We start from the raw sequence: 18,693 nt of genomic DNA on the forward strand, positions 1-18,693 counted from the left end.
ATATTAGGAGGAAAAACGTATGAAACAATTAACTGGTGCACAAATTAGACAAATGTATTTAGATTTTTTTATTGAAAAAGGTCATGCACAAGAGCCGTCAGCTCCATTAGTACCAAATAATGATCCTTCTTTACTATGGATTAATAGTGGTGTTGCAACATTAAAAAAATATTTTGATGGGCGTGTAGTGCCTGAAAATCCGCGTATAACAAATGCACAAAAATCCATACGCACAAATGATATTGAAAACGTAGGGAAGACAGCAAGACACCATACATTTTTTGAAATGCTTGGAAATTTCTCAATAGGTGATTATTTTAAGAATGAAGCAATTCATTTCGCGTGGGAGTTTTTAACAAGTGAAAAATGGATGGCATTTGAACCAGAGAAATTATCTATTACTATTCATCCTGAAGATGAAGAAGCATATACTATCTGGAAGGATGAAATTGGTATTCCAGAAGAACGTATCATTCGTCTGGAAGGAAATTTTTGGGATATCGGAGAAGGTCCAAGTGGTCCAAACTCTGAGATTTTCTATGATCGAGGAGAACCATATGGAAATGATTTGAATGACCCTGAATTATATCCAGGTGGAGAAAATGAACGATACTTAGAAATCTGGAACCTTGTATTTTCACAATTTAATCATAATCCAGATCATACTTATACTCCTCTACCAAAACAAAACATTGATACAGGCATGGGATTAGAACGTATGGCAAGCGTGGTACAAAATGTTCCAACAAACTTTGATACAGATTTATTTATCCCGATTATTCGTCAAACGGAAGAAATTTCAGGAAAATCTTATCGTACAAATGAAGAAGATGATACAGCTTTCAAAGTAATAGCTGACCATATTCGTACGGTAGCATTTGCAATTGGGGACGGAGCTCTTCCTTCTAATGAGGGTAGAGGATATGTATTGCGCAGATTACTTCGTCGAGCTGTTCGCTTTGCGAAACAGTTAGGTATAGACAAGCCGTTTCTTTTTGAGTTAGTACCTGTTGTAGGTGAAATAATGAAGGATTTCTACCCAGAGGTATCAAATAAACAAGATTTTATTATGCGTGTAATTAAAAACGAAGAAGAGCGTTTCCATGAGACCCTTCATGATGGGCTTTCCATTTTAGAAAAAGTGATGGAAGAGCAACTAGAAAAAGGTGAAACTTTTATTCCAGGGTCTACAACTTTTACTCTATATGACACGTATGGTTTTCCAATTGAGTTAACGGAAGAATATGCTGAGGAAGCTAATATGACGGTTGACCATGAAGGATTCAAATCAGAAATGGAAGCACAACGCAGTCGAGCACGTGCAGCACGTCAAAATGTAGATTCTATGCAAGTACAATCTGAAGTTTATGGCAATATTCACGATGACAGTGAATTTGTTGGATATGATACTATATCGATAACAACAAATATCACAACAATTGTCCACGGAGAAGAACTTGCTAAATCTGCTAGTGAAGGGGATGAGATTCAATTAGTCCTTTCTCAAACGCCTTTCTATGCAGAGAGTGGTGGACAAATTGCAGACCATGGATTTATTGAAAATGATACTTTTAGAGGTTTTGTAAAAGACGTTCAAAAAGCACCAAACGGTCAAAATCTACACACTGTCATTGTGGAATCAGGAGAGGTGACAACTGGAGCAGAAGTAAAAGCTACAGTAGACCGTTCATTACGTGGCCATACGGTGAAAAACCATTCTGCTACCCATTTACTACACCAAGCATTAAAAGATGTGTTAGGAACACATGTTAACCAAGCAGGTTCATATGTAGGGCCAGATCGTCTACGTTTTGACTTTTCTCATTTTGGACAAGTTACAAAAGAAGAGCTTGAACAAGTTGAACAAATTGTAAACGAAAAAATTTGGGAAAATATTCAGGTTGTTACAGGTTACCATAATATTGATGAAGCGAAGAATATGGGAGCAATGGCATTATTCGGAGAAAAATATGGTGAGATTGTACGCGTAGTTCAAATGGGAGAATTCTCATTAGAATTATGCGGCGGGATTCATGTTCATGCAACTTCCGAAATAGGGTTCTTCAAAATACTATCCGAAAGCGGTATTGGAGCAGGTACTAGACGTATAGAGGCAGTGACAGGAAAAGGTGCTTTTGAAGTTGTGAAAGAGGAAGAAAAAACACTTGTCGAGGCAGCTAATCTGTTAAAAGCTCAACCAAAAGACTTAGTAACAAAAGTAACCCAAACATTAAATGAGTTGAAAAACGTACAAAAAGAAAATGAATCACTATCTGCAAAAATTGCAAATAGCCAAGCTTCTTCTGTTTTATCGTCTGCTCAGACTATAAATGACATAACGGTTCTTTCAGTTAAAGTAGATGCAAAAGATAATAATCAATTGCGTCAAATGATGGACGATTTAAAACAAAAACTTGAAAAGGCAGTTATTGTACTAGGTGCAATTGACGGTGATAAAGTGATGATCTCTGCTGGAGTAACAAAAGATTTGGTTGGAGGAAACTACCATGCAGGAAATATCGTCAAATTAGTAGCTGAACAATGTGGAGGAAAAGGTGGAGGTAGACCGGACTTTGCAATGGCTGGTGCAAAAGATGGCAGTAAACTCGAATCTGCTCTAATTTCGGTTTATGATTATATTAAATCTGTCTAACTATATCTAATTGGAAATCGAAAATCACACATATTTTGGTAAAAGTTTATAACAAGCAAGATACAAAACTTTATTAAAGCAAGAAGTGTATTTGATACTATTTCCAATTTCGGTTATACTATGGATAGATATGTAAGATTGCCTATTAAAATTGAAAGCGAGGTGCTGATCATGAGTTCATTTGACAAAACGATGAAATTTAACTTTCCTGAAGAATCGATGGAACAGGAAGTAAAACATGTGATGCTACAAGTACACTCTGCACTAGAAGAAAAAGGGTATAATTCAATCAATCAAATTGTAGGCTATCTTTTATCTGGTGATCCAGCTTATATTCCTCGCCATCAAGACGCGCGAAATATGATACGTAAATTAGAACGAGACGAAATTCTTGAGGAACTAGTAAAGTTCTATATTAAAAAAAATAATGAGGCTTAAGAATGCGGATAATGGGTTTAGACGTTGGTTCAAGAACAGTGGGAGTAGCCATAAGTGATGCACTTGGTTGGACTGCTCAAGGAATTGAAACAATAAAAATTAATGAAGACAATCTAGATTTTGGTCTAGAACGGATAGATGAATTAGTTAAAGAGCATACTGTAACAGAATTTGTTGTAGGTTTTCCAAAAAACATGAACAACACTATAGGTCCACGAGCAGAAGCATCAGAGTATTATGCTAAGTTGTTGACTGAAAAATACAATTTTCCTGTCACCATGTGGGATGAAAGATTGACAACAATGGCTGCAGAACGTATGTTAATAGATGCAGATGTTAGTCGTAAAAAACGTAAGCTAGTGATTGACAAGATGGCTGCAGTAATGATTTTACAAGGCTATCTTGATAGAAAAAATAAATGAGGTGACTGCAAATGGACCACGGTCAAGAAAATATTACTATTGTAGATGAAAATGGAAATGAGCAGCTTTGTAACGTATTATTTACTTTTGAATCAGAAGAGTTTGGCAAATCTTATGTTCTGTATTATCCAATAGGTGCTGAAGAGGATGAAAATGAAGAAATTGAAATTCATGCTTCTTCTTTCACTCCAAATGAAAATGGCGAGGACGGAGATCTACTCCCTATTGAAACAGAACCTGAGTGGGATATGATTGAGGAAATGTTAAATACTTTCCTTGATGAAGAAGAAGAACAGGAATAATTAATGAAAAGGTGGAAGGGGAATTCTCATTCTACCTTTTTCTTTTTGTCAGATCGCATATCAATTTATTAAAAAATATCATTTTCCGATCCCTTCCGAGGTTAATCTACTTTGTCAACCTTGCGATTTTTTTGTTATCTTGTATAATAAAATGGAAATAAAGGGGGGGAACCCGTGGATAATGAATCAAAAAAAGAGGTAATGTTAGAAAGAATGAAAAACAAGAAAAAAGAAGTAAAAGTTGTTCGAAAAATCGTATTCATCATCGCTCTATTCATTTTTTTAATCGGAGGAATAGGCGGTTTTATTGCGTATAATTATGTAAAAAATGCTTTAGAGCCTTTAGATCCCAATTCCGAAGAGACTATTGCTGTTCAAATACCAATTGGCTCTGGTCTAGATTCAATCTCTTCTATTTTAGAGAAAAATGGCATTATTAAAAATGCGAAAATATTTAAATACTATGCAAAATTTAATAATGAATCTAATTTCCAAGCAGGCGATTATAATTTAACAAAAGCTATGACATTAGATGAGATAATACAAAGTTTAAAAACTGGTAAAGTTTATCGTGAACCATTATTTACTTTAACAGTTCCAGAAGGATTAACTTTAGACCAAATAGGAGCTGTAATAGAAAAGAGAACAGGACATCCAGCAGATGACTTTGTCAAATTGGTTACAAATGAAGAATTTGTAGATAGAATGATGGTCAAGTATCCAAATCTTTTAACAGAAGAAATTAAAGGTGAGAATGTGAGATATGCTCTTGAGGGCTATTTATTTCCTGCTACATACCCCTTTTATGTTGAAAAGCCTACCTTGGAAGAAATTGTAGAAACTATGATTACTGCAACGGACAAAACGGTTTCAAACTACGCTGAACTTCTAGAAGCAGAAGGGAAATCGATACACTGGTTATTAACATTCGCTTCATTGTTAGAAGAAGAAGCAACTGCTAAAACTGATCGTGAAACAATTGCAAGTGTTTTCTACAATCGTTTGGATGCAGAAATGCCATTACAAACAGATCCAACTGTTTTATATGCGCTAGGTAGTCATAAAGAGAGAGTTCTATTTGAAGATTTAGAAGTGGATAATCCTTACAATACATATCAAAATCAAGGTTTGCCACCAGGACCTATTGCAAATGCTGGGAAATCTTCTATTGATGCTGTATTAGATCCAGCTAAAACAGATTATTTCTATTTCTTAGCAGATAAAACGGGTCAAAACCATTTTTCGAAAACTTATGAAGAACATCTTCAAAAAGTAGACGAACACTTAAAATAAATATTAAGCAGGAGAAGGAACGATATCGCATTCCTTCTCCTGCTATGTTATTATTAGTTGTGTTTTTTACATAATAACTTATATTAACTATTTTTAAACTAAAGGGGTAGCACTTTATGGACGTAAATGAAGAATTTTTGAAAGAGCTAATTATACCTCGTGCAGAAATTTTTATAGAGATGGAGCAATACGCGAAGGAAAATCACGTACCCATCATGCAATTAGCCGGTATGGAATCTTTGATTCATTTGCTTTCATTACAAAAACCAAAAACACTTTTAGAACTTGGTACTGCTATTGGCTATTCCTCCATGCGTATTGCTTCAAAGTTAACATCGATAAGTATCGTTACTATCGAAAGAGATGTTGATAAAGCAAATATAGCTAAAAATTATATTGAACGTGGTAAGCTTCAAGATAGAATTGAAGTAATTATCGGTGACGCATTAGAAATTTCGAATGAAATTTTCAAAGACAAGAAGTTTGATGCTATCTTTATTGATGCGGCTAAAGGCCAATATAAAAAGTTTTTTGAAAAATATGCCCCATTGTTAAATGATGGTGGCGTTATTTATTGTGATAATTTATTGTTGAACGGTTTGTCTGAACTTCCAATGAGTGAAGTGCCCCGTAGAAAAAGAACGATGGTGCGAAATCAACATCATTTCACGGAATGGTTAATGAATCATCCAGACTATGATACAGCATTTCTTCCAGTAGGAGATGGAATGCTAGTAAGTATTAAGAGGTGAAATTATGAGCAAGACAGAACTATTAGTAACTCCAACAAGTATCGAACATATGGAACATCTTATTGTAGCGGGAGCGGATGCATTTTTAGTTGGTGAGCAATTATTTGGTCTGCGTTTAGCAGGAGAATTCAGTATAGAGAGTATTGAAGTTGCAACTAAATTGGCAAAAGTGCATAATAAAAAAATATATGTTGCGATGAATGGACTTTTTCATAATGATAAAGTGGACTTACTTGGACCTTACATGCAAAAATTACAACATATTGGTGTAGATGCAATTGTTTTCGGTGATCCCGCAGTTATTATTGCTAGAAGAGAAGCAGGTGTAACTATTCCACTGCATTGGAATACAGAACAAACGGCAACTAATTATTTCACAGCAAATTATTGGGGTAAACGAGGAGCTACAAGAGCAGTGCTAGCTAGAGAACTTAGCATCGATGAAGTTATTGAAATTAAAGATAATGCTGATGTTCAGGTTGAAGTACAAGTACATGGTATGACCTGTATTTTCCAATCCAAACGCCCATTGCTTGGCAATTATTTCTTGTTTCAAGAGAAAGCAATGGAAATTGAAAATCGCTCGAAGAACAAAAACATGTTTTTACATGACAAGGAACGTTCGAACAAGTATCCAATTTTTGAAGATCAAAATGGAACCCATATTTTCAGTCCAAACGATATGTGTATGATTGATGAATTAGAAGAGTTTTTGGATGCTGAAATCGATAGTTTGAAAATTGAAGGCATATTACAGGATCCATCTTATATTACAGCTGTTACGAGTTTCTACCGTCAAGCAATTGATGCTTACTATGATTCAAAATCTACCTACAAGGATATTAAAAAAATTCTTTTTAACAATATTAAGGAAATACAACCTCCACTAAGACCATTAGATACTGGATTTTTCTTTAAAGAAACAGTTTACTAAGAAAGGGAAGGTTTCGAATGACTATTACGAAAACAGATAAAATTAGTGAACTAATAGACGGTAAACGGGTAATTATAAAAAAACCTGAATTATTAGCTCCTGCTGGTAGCTTAGAAAAATTGAAAATAGCTGTTCATTATGGTGCAGATGCTGTATTCATAGGTGGGCAAGAGTTTGGTCTTCGTTCAAATGCTGGGAACTTTTCTATTGAAGAAATGCGGGAAGGTGTGGAATTTGCCAATCATTATGGTGCTAAAGTTTATGTGACAACAAATATTTTTGCTCATAATGAGAACATGGACGGTCTAGAAGAATACTTACAAGCAGTTGAAGCGACAGGTGTTACTGGAATTATAGTGGCAGATCCACTTATTATTGAAACTTGTCGGAATATCGCTCCGAAATTAGAGCTACATTTAAGTACACAACAATCTTTATCTAACTGGAAATCTGTCCAATATTGGAAAGAAGAAGGCTTAAATCGTGTAGTTCTTGCCCGTGAGACAAGTGGTGATGAAATTCAGTTAATGAAAGAAAAGGTAGATATTGAGATTGAAACATTTATTCACGGAGCCATGTGTATTGCTTATAGCGGAAGATGTACCCTTTCTAATCATATGACTGCACGAGATTCAAATCGTGGGGGGTGTTGCCAATCCTGTCGTTGGGACTATGATTTATATGAGCAAGAGAATGGTGAAGAATTGGCTTTATTTGAAGAAAATGACGTTCCTTTTGCGATGAGCCCAAAGGATTTAAAGCTTGTTGAATCTATTCCTAGAATGATTGAAATGGGTATTGATTCATTAAAAATTGAAGGACGCATGAAATCGATACATTATATAGCAACAGTCGTTAGTGTTTATAGAAAAGTGATTGATGCATATTGTGTTGACCCCGAAAATTTTCAAATGAAGCAAGAATGGTTAGAAGAACTTGAAAAATGTGCTAATCGGGAAACAGATACTGCATTCTTTGAAGGTGAGCCTAGTTTTGAGCAACAGATGTATGGGGTACATGACAAAAAATTAGGATATGATTTTGTAGGACTAGTTTTAGATTATAACGATGTAACGCAAATGGTAACATTGCAGCAGCGTAATTATTTCAAGTCTGGCGATGAAGTTGAGTTTTTCGGACCAGAAATAGAAAATGTTCGTTTAGTTATAGGTGAAATAAAAAATAGTAAAGGACAAGTATTGGATGTTGCAAGACATCCATTAGAAGTTGTTCATTTTACATGTCCTGTAAAGTTATATCCAAATAATATGATGAGAAAAGGGATGAAATAATGTCTAATAGAACCCCTCTTATTATTGGGATAGCTGGTGGATCAGGTTCTGGTAAAACAAGTGTGACAAACGCAATTAGTGAAGTATTTAAAGATCATTCAGTAGTTGTAATTGAGCAAGATTATTATTATAAAGATCAAAGCCATTTAAAGTTTGAAGAGCGATTAAATACAAATTATGATCATCCTTTGGCATTTGATAATGATTTACTTATTGAACATGTGCATAAATTGTTGAATAATAAAGCAATAGAAAAGCCAGTGTATGATTATGCACAACATACTCGTTCTACAAAAACAATTACAATTGAACCGAAGGATGTAATAATATTAGAAGGAATTTTAGTATTAGAAGATGAGCGACTTCGCGATTTAATGGATATAAAATTGTTTGTAGATACTGATTCAGATTTACGTATAATCCGTCGAATATTAAGGGATATAAATGAAAGAGGACGTACAGTTGATTCTGTAGTGGAACAATATATTAATGTTGTCCGTCCTATGCATAATCAGTTTATTGAACCAACAAAACGATATGCGGATGTAATTATTCCAGAAGGCGGGCAAAATGAAGTTGCAATTGATTTAATGGTTACAAAAATAAAAACTATTCTTGAAACAGATGTTATTGTATAATATGATGATTATTGATTGACAATTATTTCATGAAATTCATATCATTATAAATTTCTACATATGAATGGTACATGAACATGTTTTAAGTGTGTATTTAAAGGAGTGTATGGGAGTGTCAACAGAGAAACAATATCCAATGACCGTTGCTGGTAAAAAGAAATTAGAAGATGAACTAGAACAATTAAAAACGGTTAAACGTAAAGAAGTAGTAGAGCGTATCAAAATTGCCAGAAGTTTTGGTGATTTATCTGAGAACTCTGAGTATGATTCTGCAAAAGAAGATCAAGCATTTGTTGAAGGAAGAATTTCAACAATCGAATCAATGATTAGAAATGCAGTAATTATTGAAGAAGAACAAAATAATGACGTTGTATCGCTAGGGAAAACAGTAACATTTATGGAAATTCCTGATGGCGATGAGGAAACTTATACAATCGTAGGTTCAGCTGAAGCAGATCCTTTAGAAGGACTTATTTCAAATGATTCTCCAATTGCAAAAGGATTACTTGGTAAATCAACTGGAGATAAAGTTAAAATTGTAACTCCAGGTGGAGAAATGGACGTAGAAATTATTTCAATTTCTTAAAACGAAATAATTTATTCGATCTTAAATAGGTTATAAAACGCTTTCATTTTGTTTAGATTAAAAGCAATAATTGAGGGGTAAACATACTTGTTTACCCCTTATTTAATTTAATCGAAACTAAATGAGTTTTTTAGCGTCTAATACAACTATAATGATTTATAGAGGTGAGATAGGATGTTAGAGAATAATAGAAGAGCGAACTCTAGATTAAATAGAAAGAAAAAAGCAAATAGAATCTTAAATATTTTAATTGGTATCGTCTTACTTTTGATCATTGTAGTCGTTGTAAATATTATTACAAGTGATGAAACAGAAACCACAAAGGAAGAAAAAAATACTGCAGTATCAGAAGAAACTATTAAAGAAGAAGACGAGACTGATTTAACGGAAACAGCCGAAATTGAAGAAGAAAGTGACTTGAGCAGTACTGAAGAAAACGTGGAATCAGAAGATAAATCCGAATCCAATGAAGAAACAACAGAAGGAAATGAAGAAACGAAATCAGAAGAGAATACAGAGGTTATTACTGAGTCTTCTAATGATCCGAACGTGGAAAATGTAATTATTGATCCAACCTGGGCACCAATTGGTACTTCACAATCGGGTGAACACACGTCTAGCTATGATAAAAAATCTGTTGACTGGGCTGAGAAAGTTCAAGCTTTAGCATATGGAGCAGGTTTAGACCCCTCCAATATGTTTGTAAAGTTTTTAGGAAATGGTGGTAGTCCTCAGAAATCCATCGGTACCGTAACTTCAAAAGATGGCAATGAGATCTATCGGATTTATTTGGAATGGATAGATGGGGAAGGCTGGAAACCAACTAAAAAAGAAATTCTTAAATCACTAGAAAACGCCTCTTAAGAGGTGGTGAGACTGTAGAAGCTACTTAAAATATAAATAAGGCACTTTCTGTTCAATTTTGAACAGTGAGCGCCTTATTTTTTTCTATTTCTACATCGCCTTTCAGGAGGCATGATCTGAAGAGTCCGGGTAGAGCTTAGGGGAGGAAAGCAGCTGAAGCCATGCCGGCGGAAAGGGTCTGCCTGGAACGGAAATCAGCGAAGCCCAGACCAAAGCGAGTATGCGAACGAAATGTCGTTCTTAACAGACTTAAAACGCCACTTGACGTAAGAGGCGTCTTTGTCTTATTTTTAAGTGAGTGCTTTTTTAGAGAGGTGGAAAATATAATGAAGATAGCAATTATAGGTGCAATGGAACAAGAAGTAGAATTATTAAGAAATGAAATTAAAAATGCTCAAACGGAAATTATTGCAAATAGTGAGTTTACGGTTGGCACGTATAAAGAAAGAGAAGTAATATTACTGAAAAGTGGAATTGGGAAAGTAAATGCAGCAATGACAACGACAATTTTATTAAATCAATTTAAACCAGATTATGTGATTAATACTGGTTCTGCGGGAGGATATGATCCCAATTTAGAAGTTGGAGCTATTGTTATTTCAGATGAAGTTCGTCACCATGATGTAGATGTGACAGCATTTGGTTATGAAATGGGTCAGGTTCCACAGCTACCGCCGGCATTTAAAGCTGATACACATTTGATGGAGTTGGCGGAAGAAGCAGTAAAAGAGATTGGTGAACATCAAGCAGCAACTGGATTAATAGCAACTGGAGATATTTTTATGCACAATCCTGAAAAGGTAGAGGTGGTACGTAAGAATTTCCCTCAAATGAAAGCTTGCGAGATGGAAGCTGCAGCTGTTGCTCAAGTATGTCACCAATTCAATGTACCATTTGTGGTAATTCGTGCTTTATCAGATATTGCTGGTAAAGAGTCTTCAATGAGTTTCGATGAGTTTTTGCCCGTGGCAGCAAAACATTCAACAGAAATCGTATTGCATGTTATTGAAAAACTATAAAACTTCATGAAATGGTCAACTTATTTATAAAAATAGTAGTAATATTTACTTATTCTTATGATATGATGGAAGCATAATAAACGCTTTCATTATGCATTAGGAGGAGATAATATGATTTTTCTGATGGCCATGTCAATTTTGATTACTGCAGTTTTAAGTTTTATTATGATTTCGGAGACAAGCGAAGATTAATCTCTAAGCTCTTTTGGTGTTAGTAGCATCAAGAGAGTTTTTTTCATGTATATACGATTGATATAGTTTGACTAGTGCGCGTTTTTCTATTCTGGAAACGTAGCTCCTAGAAATTTTTAGTTGCTTTGAAATTTCTTTTTGTGTCATAGGAAGATGACCTATTAAACCATAACGACGAACAATTATTTCTAACTCTCTTTTTTCTAAATTACCTAGGTGTTTGTAAAGTCTATTCAAATCTTCTTGATCAACGAGTTGTTCATCTGTGCTTTTTTCTATTCCTTGTAGTAAATCGGTGATTTCAAGAGAATGTCCGTCTTTATCCATGCCGATTGGTTCGTGCAAGGAGACATCTTTTTGAACTTTTTTTAATGAGCGTAAATACATAAGAATTTCATTTTCAATGCATCTAGCCGCATAAGTGGCTAGCTTTGTTTTTTTTGTTGGTGTATAGCTATTTACTGCTTTCATCAACCCAATAGTTCCAATGGAAATATAATCATCTAAAAGCTCATGTTTTGGATGGAATTTTTTTACAACATGTGCGACTAATCGCATATTCCGTTCTATTAGTTCATCTCTAGCAGTTAGATCTCCTGCTAAAAATCGTTCTATCATTACTTTTTCTTCTTCAGGTGTAAAAGGTTGATGGAATGCCTGACCTTTAAGGTAACCAAGAACTAGAGGAAGTTCTACGACCATGCTTATAAAAGCAGTGAAAAGACCAGAGATAGTGTTCACCTCCATCAGTTTATAAGTTCAGTATATGTCGAATTAAGCCAAAATATGAAAAAAAGCGCCATTGCATGTCTTCTTTGCAATAGGCGGCTTTTGATGTATTTCCATTAATAAATAGGCTTGGTCATGCCTCATTGCTGATGTTAATTTTTTCGCTAATCAAAATTCCATGATAGTGATCCAACGTTATCTTTTTACTGTCTAAATGGATATTTTAGGATGTACGACTAACACGTCGTAATTGCCCGAAGAATGCGACCTCCGCACATCCGTATTTCCTATTTCTATATATCAATGATATAAGACTTGAAAAGATACATCACCGACTATAGGCATTCGCGCTGGCCGCACGTCCGCATGAGCCGGTGTATACGCAAGCGCATTTCGCTGTCTCATACGGCACGTCATGCGTCTCGCAAGGCACGAATGCCAGTGTATTCTCTTGAAAAGGAAATAAGTAGATTCTATTAAATGAAATGTTAATCAATAAACATAAAAACCGAGATTAGGCTTACTTCTTTCATTAATTGTATCTATTTATCATGGGAAATTTCAGGATGTGCGCCTTTCACGCCGCAGGAGCGCGAAGAATGAGACCACGTAAAGGATGTGGGAGCGACGAAGGAGCGACTCATCCTGCGGGGGCTCATGCGAAGCGTGCGGCCAGCGCACATCCGTGTTTCCTATTTCTAAATAAAAATGATATAAGATTTGAAAAGATAAATCACCGACTATATGCATTCGCGCTGGCCGCACGTCCGCATGAGCCGCTATATGCGCAAGCGCATTTCGCTGTCTCATACGGCACGTCATGCGGCTAGCAAGGCGCGAATGCCAGTGTATCCTTTTGAAGAAATAAAGTAGTTTCTATTAATGTATTGTTTAATCAATAATCCTGACAACAGGATTTAGGATTGCTTCTTTCGATAATTATTTCAGATTCATTGGGATGTTTTCAGGATGTGGTGCTTACATGCCGCAGGAGGGCTAAGAAAGAGACCCCGTAAAGGATGTGGGAGTGACGAAGGAGCGACTCATCCTGCGGAGGCTTATGTGTAGTGCTGCCAGCGCACATCCGTGTTTCTACTTATTTATCTGCTAAAATTTATTCTATTTCACTGAAATCTTTAAAACATTGCAAAAAAAAAAACGACTGCAAATGCAGGCGTCTAATCTCAGACCTTTCGTAAAGTAAAAGTACTGATCATTAATAAGGCAAGAATAATGAATAAAAACATATAAGAGACAGATGGGATATAATTAATAGCGAAAAAGGACAATGTTAAAATTACTCCTGCTACTGTGATCGGAAGCCCTGTAAAATAACCATTCGACTCTGATATGTTAAAACGTGCTAATCTAAAAGCACCACATGCAATATAAATAACTGTAATGATCATCCCAACAACACTAAATTCATGTAGAACCATTGAATAAATGAGAAGAGCTGGTGCGACTCCAAAGGATATAATGTCACTCATGGAATCCAACTGCTTACCTAACTCTGATTCGAGTTGAAATTTTCTCGCTACCATACCATCAAACCGGTCCAATAAACCGGCTACAAATATAAATAAAACACTAAATGTGTACAGTTCATTCATTGTCGCCATAATTGCTGCTCCACCAAAAGCAAGATTAGCAATGGTAATCATGTTTGCTGCATGTGATTTCAATTTTTTTACTGTATTTGTCATTACGTCTTGTAAATACATTGTAAATAACTCCTTTACAAATAATATATTTGTTCATTATACTTCGAATAAGAAAAAATTGTAAGAGTTTTTCAAAAGGGAGACTAAAATGAAAGAGAAAATATACCAATCAATGATAGAATTAACAAATGGTAGATGGTCTTCAGTCATTCTTAAAGGGTTTGTTCAATCAAAGCTAAGTAAAAGAATCATACCATCTTATATTAAATATTTTAATATATCACTCCAAGAAATAACTAGTAACATGGACGATTTTTCCTCATTACATGATTTTTTTATTCGTCATGTCAAGAATGAATCCAGACCTATAATTGGCTCTGAAAAAGCGATAATTAGTCCGGTTGATGCTACTGTAGAAAAAATAGGTGATATAACAGCCGAGGGAATATTTCATGTAAAAGGAAAAACTTATACTCTACACAATATGTTAGGATCTGAAAAAATAGCAGAGCAGTATGTACGTGGAAAATATATTGTCTTATATTTAAGTCCCGCAGAATATCATCGAATCCATGCGCCTGTGAATGGCAAGGTAATACGCCAGTATGTTCTTGGAAAGAAATCTTACCCAGTAAACAAATGGGGACTTATGTATGGCAAAAATACGATTAGTGGAAACTATCGATTACTAACTGAATTAGAAATGCCTAATAACAAAAACTGTTTTTTTATAAAAGTAGGGGCCATGTTTGTAAATTCGATTGAATTGACAAATAAATCAGTAGAATGGTCAAAGGGAGAAGAAGTGGGATATTTTTCTTTTGGTTCCACGGTTGTTATGTTTTTTTCAGAAGAAAGTATTGAAATTGCAGCAACAATTCGTGAAGGTCAATTTTTACGAATGGGTGAGTTAGTAGCAAATATGCTATAATCGTTAAAGAAAAGCGCAATGGCCCGTAAACTAAAGAAGAAAAGTGAAATTATACTTTTCTATTCTAAAGAAAAAGCATCGAATTGGAGTGTTCGTCGTTGTATCAAAACTTTATACCGAGTGAATTTGTAAGAAGTGTCTTTCATATAAAACCTGAAATGCTTAAGGAAAAGGGTATTAGAGGCATAATTACTGATTTAGATAACACATTAGTAGAATGGGATCGTCCAGATGCTACACCTAAACTAATTGAATGGTTTGCGAGCATGAAGGCTGCTGGAATTCAAGTTACAATCGTATCTAATAATAATGAGATGCGAGTACAATCATTTGCTGATCCACTTGGAATTCCTTTTATATATAAAGCAAGAAAACCATTTGGAAAAGCGTTTCAACATGCATTGAAAATAATGTCTGTAAAAAAAGAGGAAGTAGTAGTCATCGGCGATCAACTATTAACAGATGTGTTTGGTGGAAATAGACAAAAGCTACATACTATCTTAGTTATTCCTGTGGCAAAATCAGATGGTTTCTTTACTAAATTTAACCGTCTAGTTGAACGAAGAATTTTTCGTTATTTGGATAAAAAAGGACAAGTTACATGGGAGGAAGAAGAGTGACAGAAACACCAAAATGTATCGGTTGTGGTACAACAATTCAAACAGAAAACATTGGGGATCCTGGTTATGCACCAGAATCTTCATTAGAAAAAGATTTTATCATCTGTCAGCGCTGTTTTCGCCTGAAAAATTACAATGAATTACAGCCTGTATCTTTAACAGATGATGATTTTTTGAGAATATTAACTGGTTTAGGCACACAAAAGGGGTTAATCGTTAAAATTGTCGATATATTTGACTTTAATGGTAGCTGGCTTCCCGGATTACATCGTTTTGTAGGTAATAACCCTATTTTATTAATTGCAAACAAAGCTGATTTACTACCAAAATCGGTCAAGAAGAATAAAGTAATAAATTGGATAAAGCAAGAATCGAAAAAATTAGGTCTTTCTCCGATCGATGTACTTTTTGTAAGTGCGCATAAAGGGACTGGAATGACAGAAGCAATAGACGCTATAGAACAATACCGAAAAGGTGAAAATGTATATGTGGTTGGTTGTACAAATGTTGGTAAATCAACTTTTATAAACCGAATCATTAAACATGCAACAGGTGAAGATGCAGTTATTACAACTTCTCATTTTCCTGGGACTACACTAGATATGATAGAAATTCCTTTAGACGATACAAAAGCCTTGTTTGATACTCCAGGAATTATTAATCACCATCAGATGGCCCATTATTTAGACCCGACTGAACTCAAGTTTATTACACCAAAGAAAGAAATAAAACCGAAAGTATTCCAATTGAATAGCGAACAAACATTATTTTTAGGTGGCTTATCTCGTTTTGATTTTATAAAAGGAGATAGATCTGCTTTTACATGTCATATTGCAAATGATATTCCAATACATCGTACAAAATTGGAAAATGCAGATAATCTATATAAAGAGCATAAAGGGAAGTTACTGTCTCCACCTTCTGAGCAATTTGCGGACAAGTTACCTCCATTAGTAAGACACGAATTTAAAATCAAGGATGCGAAAACAGATATTGTTTTTTCTGGTCTAGGGTGGATAACAGTGCAACATGGAGGTGCTATAGTAGCGGCACATGCTCCAGCTGGTGTAGAAGTTTCAATCCGTCCATCGCTTATTTAGGAGTGTAAACACAATGAAAAAATGGTTTGCAGTTATAGGGAATCCGATTTCTCACTCTCTATCTCCATTTATGCATGAAAAATGGCTAAGAGAGCTTGAAATAGATGCTTCTTATATTCCTATTCATGTTGAAGAAAACAACTTAGAAGAAGCTATCAGAGGGCTTAAAATTCTTGGTTGCAGTGGATGGAATGTGACAGTTCCCTACAAAGAAGCAATTATTCCCTTTCTAGATGATATTGATGAATCAGCAAAAGGAATCGGTGCAGTCAATACTGTAGTAAAGACTAAAGACAATCGTTTTATTGGTTATAACACGGATGGACTTGGTTTTATCAAGTCACTTGGTTCCATTAATTTAGAGGACAATATTCTTATGATTGGTGCTGGAGGTGCTGCTAGAGGGATTGTTAGTGCTTTTAAACAAGCTGGATTTACTAACATTACAATAGCTAACAGAACAGCTGAGAATGCCGAAAAAATGATTAACGATTTAAATATTGGTCTTTTCATCCCCCTAAAAGAAGCGGAATCTCAATTGAATATGTTTGATGTAGTTGTGCAAACAACACCTCAAGGGATGAAAAATCAAGTAAATACGTTACCAATACAGCTAAATAAAATAAAAGAGCATGCAATTGTGGCGGATATTGTATATAATCCTTTAGTTACTCCTTTTTTAGAAGAAGCAACAAAATATAACGTTCAAACAATAAATGGGTTAGGTATGCTCGTACACCAAGGTGCCATCGCTTTTTCTTATTGGAATGGTATCTATCCTAATTCGGATGATATGATAGTTCGTTTAACAGAACATTTAGGAGGAAATTATGTTAACAGGTAAACAAAAAAGATTTTTACGTAGTGAAGCACACCATTTATCACCTATTTTCCAAGTAGGAAAAGGTGGAGTAAATGATGCAATGATAAAACAAATCGGGGAAGCATTAGAAGTTCGCGAATTGATTAAAATTAGTATTTTACAAAACTGTGAAGACGAAAAGCATGAAGTAGCAGAAGCACTTGCAAAAGGTACAAATGCTGAATTAGTGCAATTAATCGGCTTAACAGTCGTATTATACAAACCTTCCAAGAATAACAAGCGAATCGAGCTCCCAAAAGCGAGTCGTACATGAGTAAAAAAGTAGGTATTTTAGGTGGTACCTTTAATCCTCCACATATGGGCCATTTAATCATAGCGAATGAAGTGTTGCATGGGTTGAATTTAGATGAAGTACGTTTCATGCCAAATGCTACCCCACCTCATAAAAAGAAAGATGAACATGTTTCAGAAGCTAATCGACTGAAAATGGTTAAATTAGCTATAAGGGATATTCCGAAAATGAATGTGGAATCAATTGAATTAGAACGTGGAGGAACTTCCTATACGTTTGATACAATGGAGCTTTTGCAAGAAAGAGAACCTACTACCACCTTCTTTTTCATTATCGGTGGAGATCAAGTTGAATATTTACCGAATTGGCATCGGATAGATGAGCTTGTGAAAAAAGTGCAAATTGTAGGAGTACCGAGACCAAATAATACATTTGAAACTGCATATCCTATTATTAAATTGAATATCCCTCAAATTGAATTGTCTTCAACGATCGTAAGAAATCGCCTACAGAATGGTAAAACGACAAAGTTTCTCCTTCCTGAATCAGTTAGAGATTTCATACAAAGGGAGAAGTTATATGAATCACAATGATCTACTAGAAAAAATTAGAGATCGTATGCCAACTAAGCGTTTTGAACATACAAAAGGTGTAGCTACAACAGCGATACATTTAGCAGAGAAATACGGGGAAGATAAAGATAAAGCAGAAATAGCTGGAATCTTACATGACGTAGTGAAATTTGCTGATAGAGAGTGGTTGAAGCAAAATATCTTATCTGAACAACTAGACCCGATGCTATTAACTTTTCATCATGAGCTATGGCATGGTCCTGTTGGGAGTATTGTTGCAAAAAAAGAATTTTTTATTGAAGATGAAGACATACTTCAATCTATACGCTTTCATACAACGGGAAGAGCCGATATGTCCAACTTGGAAAAAATTATTTATATATCGGATATGATTGAACCAAGTCGAAGTTTTCCTGGCATTGAAGTCTTACGTGAAAAGGCAGAAATAGATTTAGAAGATGCCATGATCAGTTGTGTGACGCATAGTATTAAATTTTTAATAGAAAAAAAACAACCGGTTTATCCGGATTCATTTCATTGTTACAATGATTTGTTAAAAAGAAAGGAAAAGTGAAGG

The 18,693-nt window shown here is 35.0% G+C and carries 21 protein-coding genes; 19 read left to right on the forward strand and 2 right to left on the reverse strand.

Going from position 1 to position 18,693, the window contains the following annotated elements; translation table 11 throughout:
- Nucleotides 1-19: 19 nt before the first annotated feature.
- The 12 genes from alaS (at nucleotide 20) to mtnN (ending at nucleotide 11,193) form a co-directional block, all read left to right on the forward strand.
- Nucleotides 20-2,653: an alanine--tRNA ligase gene (alaS, locus tag WAX74_RS07370; RefSeq protein WP_336497007.1), complete on the forward strand. Its 2,634-nt coding sequence runs from the start codon at nucleotides 20-22 to the stop codon at nucleotides 2,651-2,653.
- Nucleotides 2,654-2,824: 171 nt separating this feature from the next.
- Complete coding sequence (locus WAX74_RS07375) at nucleotides 2,825-3,091, forward strand: IreB family regulatory phosphoprotein (protein ID WP_053588802.1); 267 nt, start codon at nucleotides 2,825-2,827, stop codon at nucleotides 3,089-3,091.
- 2 nt (nucleotides 3,092-3,093) lie between these two features.
- A complete protein-coding gene (ruvX, locus tag WAX74_RS07380) occupies nucleotides 3,094-3,513 on the forward strand; it encodes a Holliday junction resolvase RuvX (RefSeq protein ID WP_336497008.1) in 420 nt (139 codons plus the stop codon).
- Nucleotides 3,514-3,524: 11 nt separating this feature from the next.
- Nucleotides 3,525-3,815, forward strand: coding sequence for a DUF1292 domain-containing protein (locus WAX74_RS07385; protein WP_336497009.1), 291 nt, complete (start codon nucleotides 3,525-3,527; stop codon nucleotides 3,813-3,815).
- Nucleotides 3,816-3,989: 174 nt separating this feature from the next.
- Nucleotides 3,990-5,108 (forward strand): endolytic transglycosylase MltG, encoded by a 1,119-nt coding sequence (mltG, locus tag WAX74_RS07390; RefSeq protein WP_336497010.1) that lies wholly within the window; start codon nucleotides 3,990-3,992, stop codon nucleotides 5,106-5,108.
- Nucleotides 5,109-5,224: 116 nt separating this feature from the next.
- Nucleotides 5,225-5,860 carry an O-methyltransferase gene (locus tag WAX74_RS07395; RefSeq protein WP_336497011.1) on the forward strand — a complete coding sequence of 212 codons (636 nt, stop codon included), beginning with the start codon at nucleotides 5,225-5,227 and terminating at the stop codon, nucleotides 5,858-5,860.
- A 4-nt stretch (nucleotides 5,861-5,864) separates the two neighbouring features.
- Nucleotides 5,865-6,794, forward strand: coding sequence for a peptidase U32 family protein (locus WAX74_RS07400; RefSeq protein WP_336497012.1), 930 nt, complete (start codon nucleotides 5,865-5,867; stop codon nucleotides 6,792-6,794).
- 17 nt (nucleotides 6,795-6,811) lie between these two features.
- Nucleotides 6,812-8,086 carry a peptidase U32 family protein gene (locus WAX74_RS07405; protein WP_336497013.1) on the forward strand — a complete coding sequence of 425 codons (1,275 nt, stop codon included), beginning with the start codon at nucleotides 6,812-6,814 and terminating at the stop codon, nucleotides 8,084-8,086.
- On the forward strand, nucleotides 8,086-8,724 hold the full coding sequence (udk, locus tag WAX74_RS07410; RefSeq protein WP_336497014.1) for a uridine kinase: 639 nt from the start codon (nucleotides 8,086-8,088) through the stop codon (nucleotides 8,722-8,724). Before WAX74_RS07405 ends, udk begins: the two co-directional genes overlap by 1 nt.
- 112 nt (nucleotides 8,725-8,836) lie before the next feature.
- Nucleotides 8,837-9,310 carry a transcription elongation factor GreA gene (gene greA / locus WAX74_RS07415; protein ID WP_336497015.1) on the forward strand — a complete coding sequence of 158 codons (474 nt, stop codon included), beginning with the start codon at nucleotides 8,837-8,839 and terminating at the stop codon, nucleotides 9,308-9,310.
- 174 nt (nucleotides 9,311-9,484) lie between these two features.
- Nucleotides 9,485-10,174, forward strand: a complete 690-nt coding sequence (locus WAX74_RS07420) for a YrrS family protein (RefSeq protein ID WP_336497016.1) — start codon at nucleotides 9,485-9,487, stop codon at nucleotides 10,172-10,174.
- Nucleotides 10,175-10,500: 326 nt separating this feature from the next.
- Entirely contained in the window at nucleotides 10,501-11,193 is a 693-nt protein-coding gene (gene mtnN, locus WAX74_RS07425) for a 5'-methylthioadenosine/S-adenosylhomocysteine nucleosidase (protein ID WP_336497017.1), read from the forward strand.
- Nucleotides 11,194-11,388: 195 nt separating this feature from the next.
- On the opposite strand, the gene sigK is transcribed toward mtnN, so the two are convergent.
- A complete protein-coding gene (gene sigK, locus WAX74_RS07430; RefSeq protein WP_336497082.1) occupies nucleotides 11,389-12,117 on the reverse strand; it encodes an RNA polymerase sporulation sigma factor SigK in 729 nt (242 codons plus the stop codon).
- Nucleotides 12,118-13,298: 1,181 nt separating this feature from the next.
- The gene (gene pssA / locus WAX74_RS07435) at nucleotides 13,299-13,838 is read right to left on the reverse strand and encodes a CDP-diacylglycerol--serine O-phosphatidyltransferase (protein WP_336497018.1); all 540 of its coding nucleotides are present in this window, start codon (nucleotides 13,836-13,838) and stop codon (nucleotides 13,299-13,301) included.
- A gap of 88 nt (nucleotides 13,839-13,926) precedes the next feature.
- On the opposite strand from pssA, the gene WAX74_RS07440 reads away from it, so the two are divergent.
- The 7 genes from WAX74_RS07440 to yqeK all read left to right on the forward strand — a co-directional run bounded on the left by WAX74_RS07440 (nucleotide 13,927) and on the right by yqeK (nucleotide 18,690).
- Nucleotides 13,927-14,709 carry a phosphatidylserine decarboxylase gene (locus WAX74_RS07440; RefSeq protein ID WP_336497019.1) on the forward strand — a complete coding sequence of 261 codons (783 nt, stop codon included), beginning with the start codon at nucleotides 13,927-13,929 and terminating at the stop codon, nucleotides 14,707-14,709.
- A 98-nt stretch (nucleotides 14,710-14,807) separates the two neighbouring features.
- Complete coding sequence (locus tag WAX74_RS07445; RefSeq protein WP_336497020.1) at nucleotides 14,808-15,329, forward strand: YqeG family HAD IIIA-type phosphatase; 522 nt, start codon at nucleotides 14,808-14,810, stop codon at nucleotides 15,327-15,329.
- The gene (yqeH, locus tag WAX74_RS07450) at nucleotides 15,326-16,429 is read left to right on the forward strand and encodes a ribosome biogenesis GTPase YqeH (protein WP_336497021.1); all 1,104 of its coding nucleotides are present in this window, start codon (nucleotides 15,326-15,328) and stop codon (nucleotides 16,427-16,429) included. Before WAX74_RS07445 ends, yqeH begins: the two co-directional genes overlap by 4 nt.
- Nucleotides 16,430-16,442: 13 nt before the next feature.
- Complete coding sequence (gene aroE / locus WAX74_RS07455; RefSeq protein WP_336497022.1) at nucleotides 16,443-17,273, forward strand: shikimate dehydrogenase; 831 nt, start codon at nucleotides 16,443-16,445, stop codon at nucleotides 17,271-17,273.
- Nucleotides 17,260-17,565: a ribosome assembly RNA-binding protein YhbY gene (yhbY, locus tag WAX74_RS07460; RefSeq protein WP_336497023.1), complete on the forward strand. Its 306-nt coding sequence runs from the start codon at nucleotides 17,260-17,262 to the stop codon at nucleotides 17,563-17,565. The genes aroE and yhbY overlap by 14 nt, the downstream gene beginning before the upstream one ends.
- The gene (locus WAX74_RS07465) at nucleotides 17,562-18,137 is read left to right on the forward strand and encodes a nicotinate-nucleotide adenylyltransferase (protein WP_336497024.1); all 576 of its coding nucleotides are present in this window, start codon (nucleotides 17,562-17,564) and stop codon (nucleotides 18,135-18,137) included. Before yhbY ends, WAX74_RS07465 begins: the two co-directional genes overlap by 4 nt.
- Nucleotides 18,124-18,690, forward strand: a complete 567-nt coding sequence (yqeK, locus tag WAX74_RS07470; protein ID WP_336497025.1) for a bis(5'-nucleosyl)-tetraphosphatase (symmetrical) YqeK — start codon at nucleotides 18,124-18,126, stop codon at nucleotides 18,688-18,690. Before WAX74_RS07465 ends, yqeK begins: the two co-directional genes overlap by 14 nt.
- Nucleotides 18,691-18,693 lie beyond the last annotated feature (3 nt).

The organism is Psychrobacillus mangrovi, assembly GCF_037104765.1.
Classification (GTDB): Bacteria; Bacillota; Bacilli; order Bacillales_A; family Planococcaceae; genus Psychrobacillus; species Psychrobacillus mangrovi.

Bases quoted from the DNA above. Each gene is read 5' to 3' on its own strand.
- alaS (WP_336497007.1), top strand. From the start codon at position 20: ATGAAACAATTAACTGGTGCACAAATTAGACAAATGTATTTAGATTTT.
- WAX74_RS07375 (WP_053588802.1), top strand. From the start codon at position 2,825: ATGAGTTCATTTGACAAAACGATGAAATTTAACTTTCCTGAAGAATCG.
- ruvX (WP_336497008.1), top strand. From the start codon at position 3,094: ATGCGGATAATGGGTTTAGACGTTGGTTCAAGAACAGTGGGAGTAGCC.
- WAX74_RS07385 (WP_336497009.1), top strand. From the start codon at position 3,525: ATGGACCACGGTCAAGAAAATATTACTATTGTAGATGAAAATGGAAAT.
- WAX74_RS07395 (WP_336497011.1), top strand. From the start codon at position 5,225: ATGGACGTAAATGAAGAATTTTTGAAAGAGCTAATTATACCTCGTGCA.
- WAX74_RS07400 (WP_336497012.1), top strand. From the start codon at position 5,865: ATGAGCAAGACAGAACTATTAGTAACTCCAACAAGTATCGAACATATG.
- WAX74_RS07405 (WP_336497013.1), top strand. From the start codon at position 6,812: ATGACTATTACGAAAACAGATAAAATTAGTGAACTAATAGACGGTAAA.
- udk (WP_336497014.1), top strand. From the start codon at position 8,086: ATGTCTAATAGAACCCCTCTTATTATTGGGATAGCTGGTGGATCAGGT.
- WAX74_RS07420 (WP_336497016.1), top strand. From the start codon at position 9,485: ATGTTAGAGAATAATAGAAGAGCGAACTCTAGATTAAATAGAAAGAAA.
- mtnN (WP_336497017.1), top strand. From the start codon at position 10,501: ATGAAGATAGCAATTATAGGTGCAATGGAACAAGAAGTAGAATTATTA.
- pssA (WP_336497018.1), bottom strand. From the start codon at position 13,838: ATGTATTTACAAGACGTAATGACAAATACAGTAAAAAAATTGAAATCA.
- WAX74_RS07440 (WP_336497019.1), top strand. From the start codon at position 13,927: ATGAAAGAGAAAATATACCAATCAATGATAGAATTAACAAATGGTAGA.
- aroE (WP_336497022.1), top strand. From the start codon at position 16,443: ATGAAAAAATGGTTTGCAGTTATAGGGAATCCGATTTCTCACTCTCTA.
- yhbY (WP_336497023.1), top strand. From the start codon at position 17,260: ATGTTAACAGGTAAACAAAAAAGATTTTTACGTAGTGAAGCACACCAT.
- WAX74_RS07465 (WP_336497024.1), top strand. From the start codon at position 17,562: ATGAGTAAAAAAGTAGGTATTTTAGGTGGTACCTTTAATCCTCCACAT.
- yqeK (WP_336497025.1), top strand. From the start codon at position 18,124: ATGAATCACAATGATCTACTAGAAAAAATTAGAGATCGTATGCCAACT.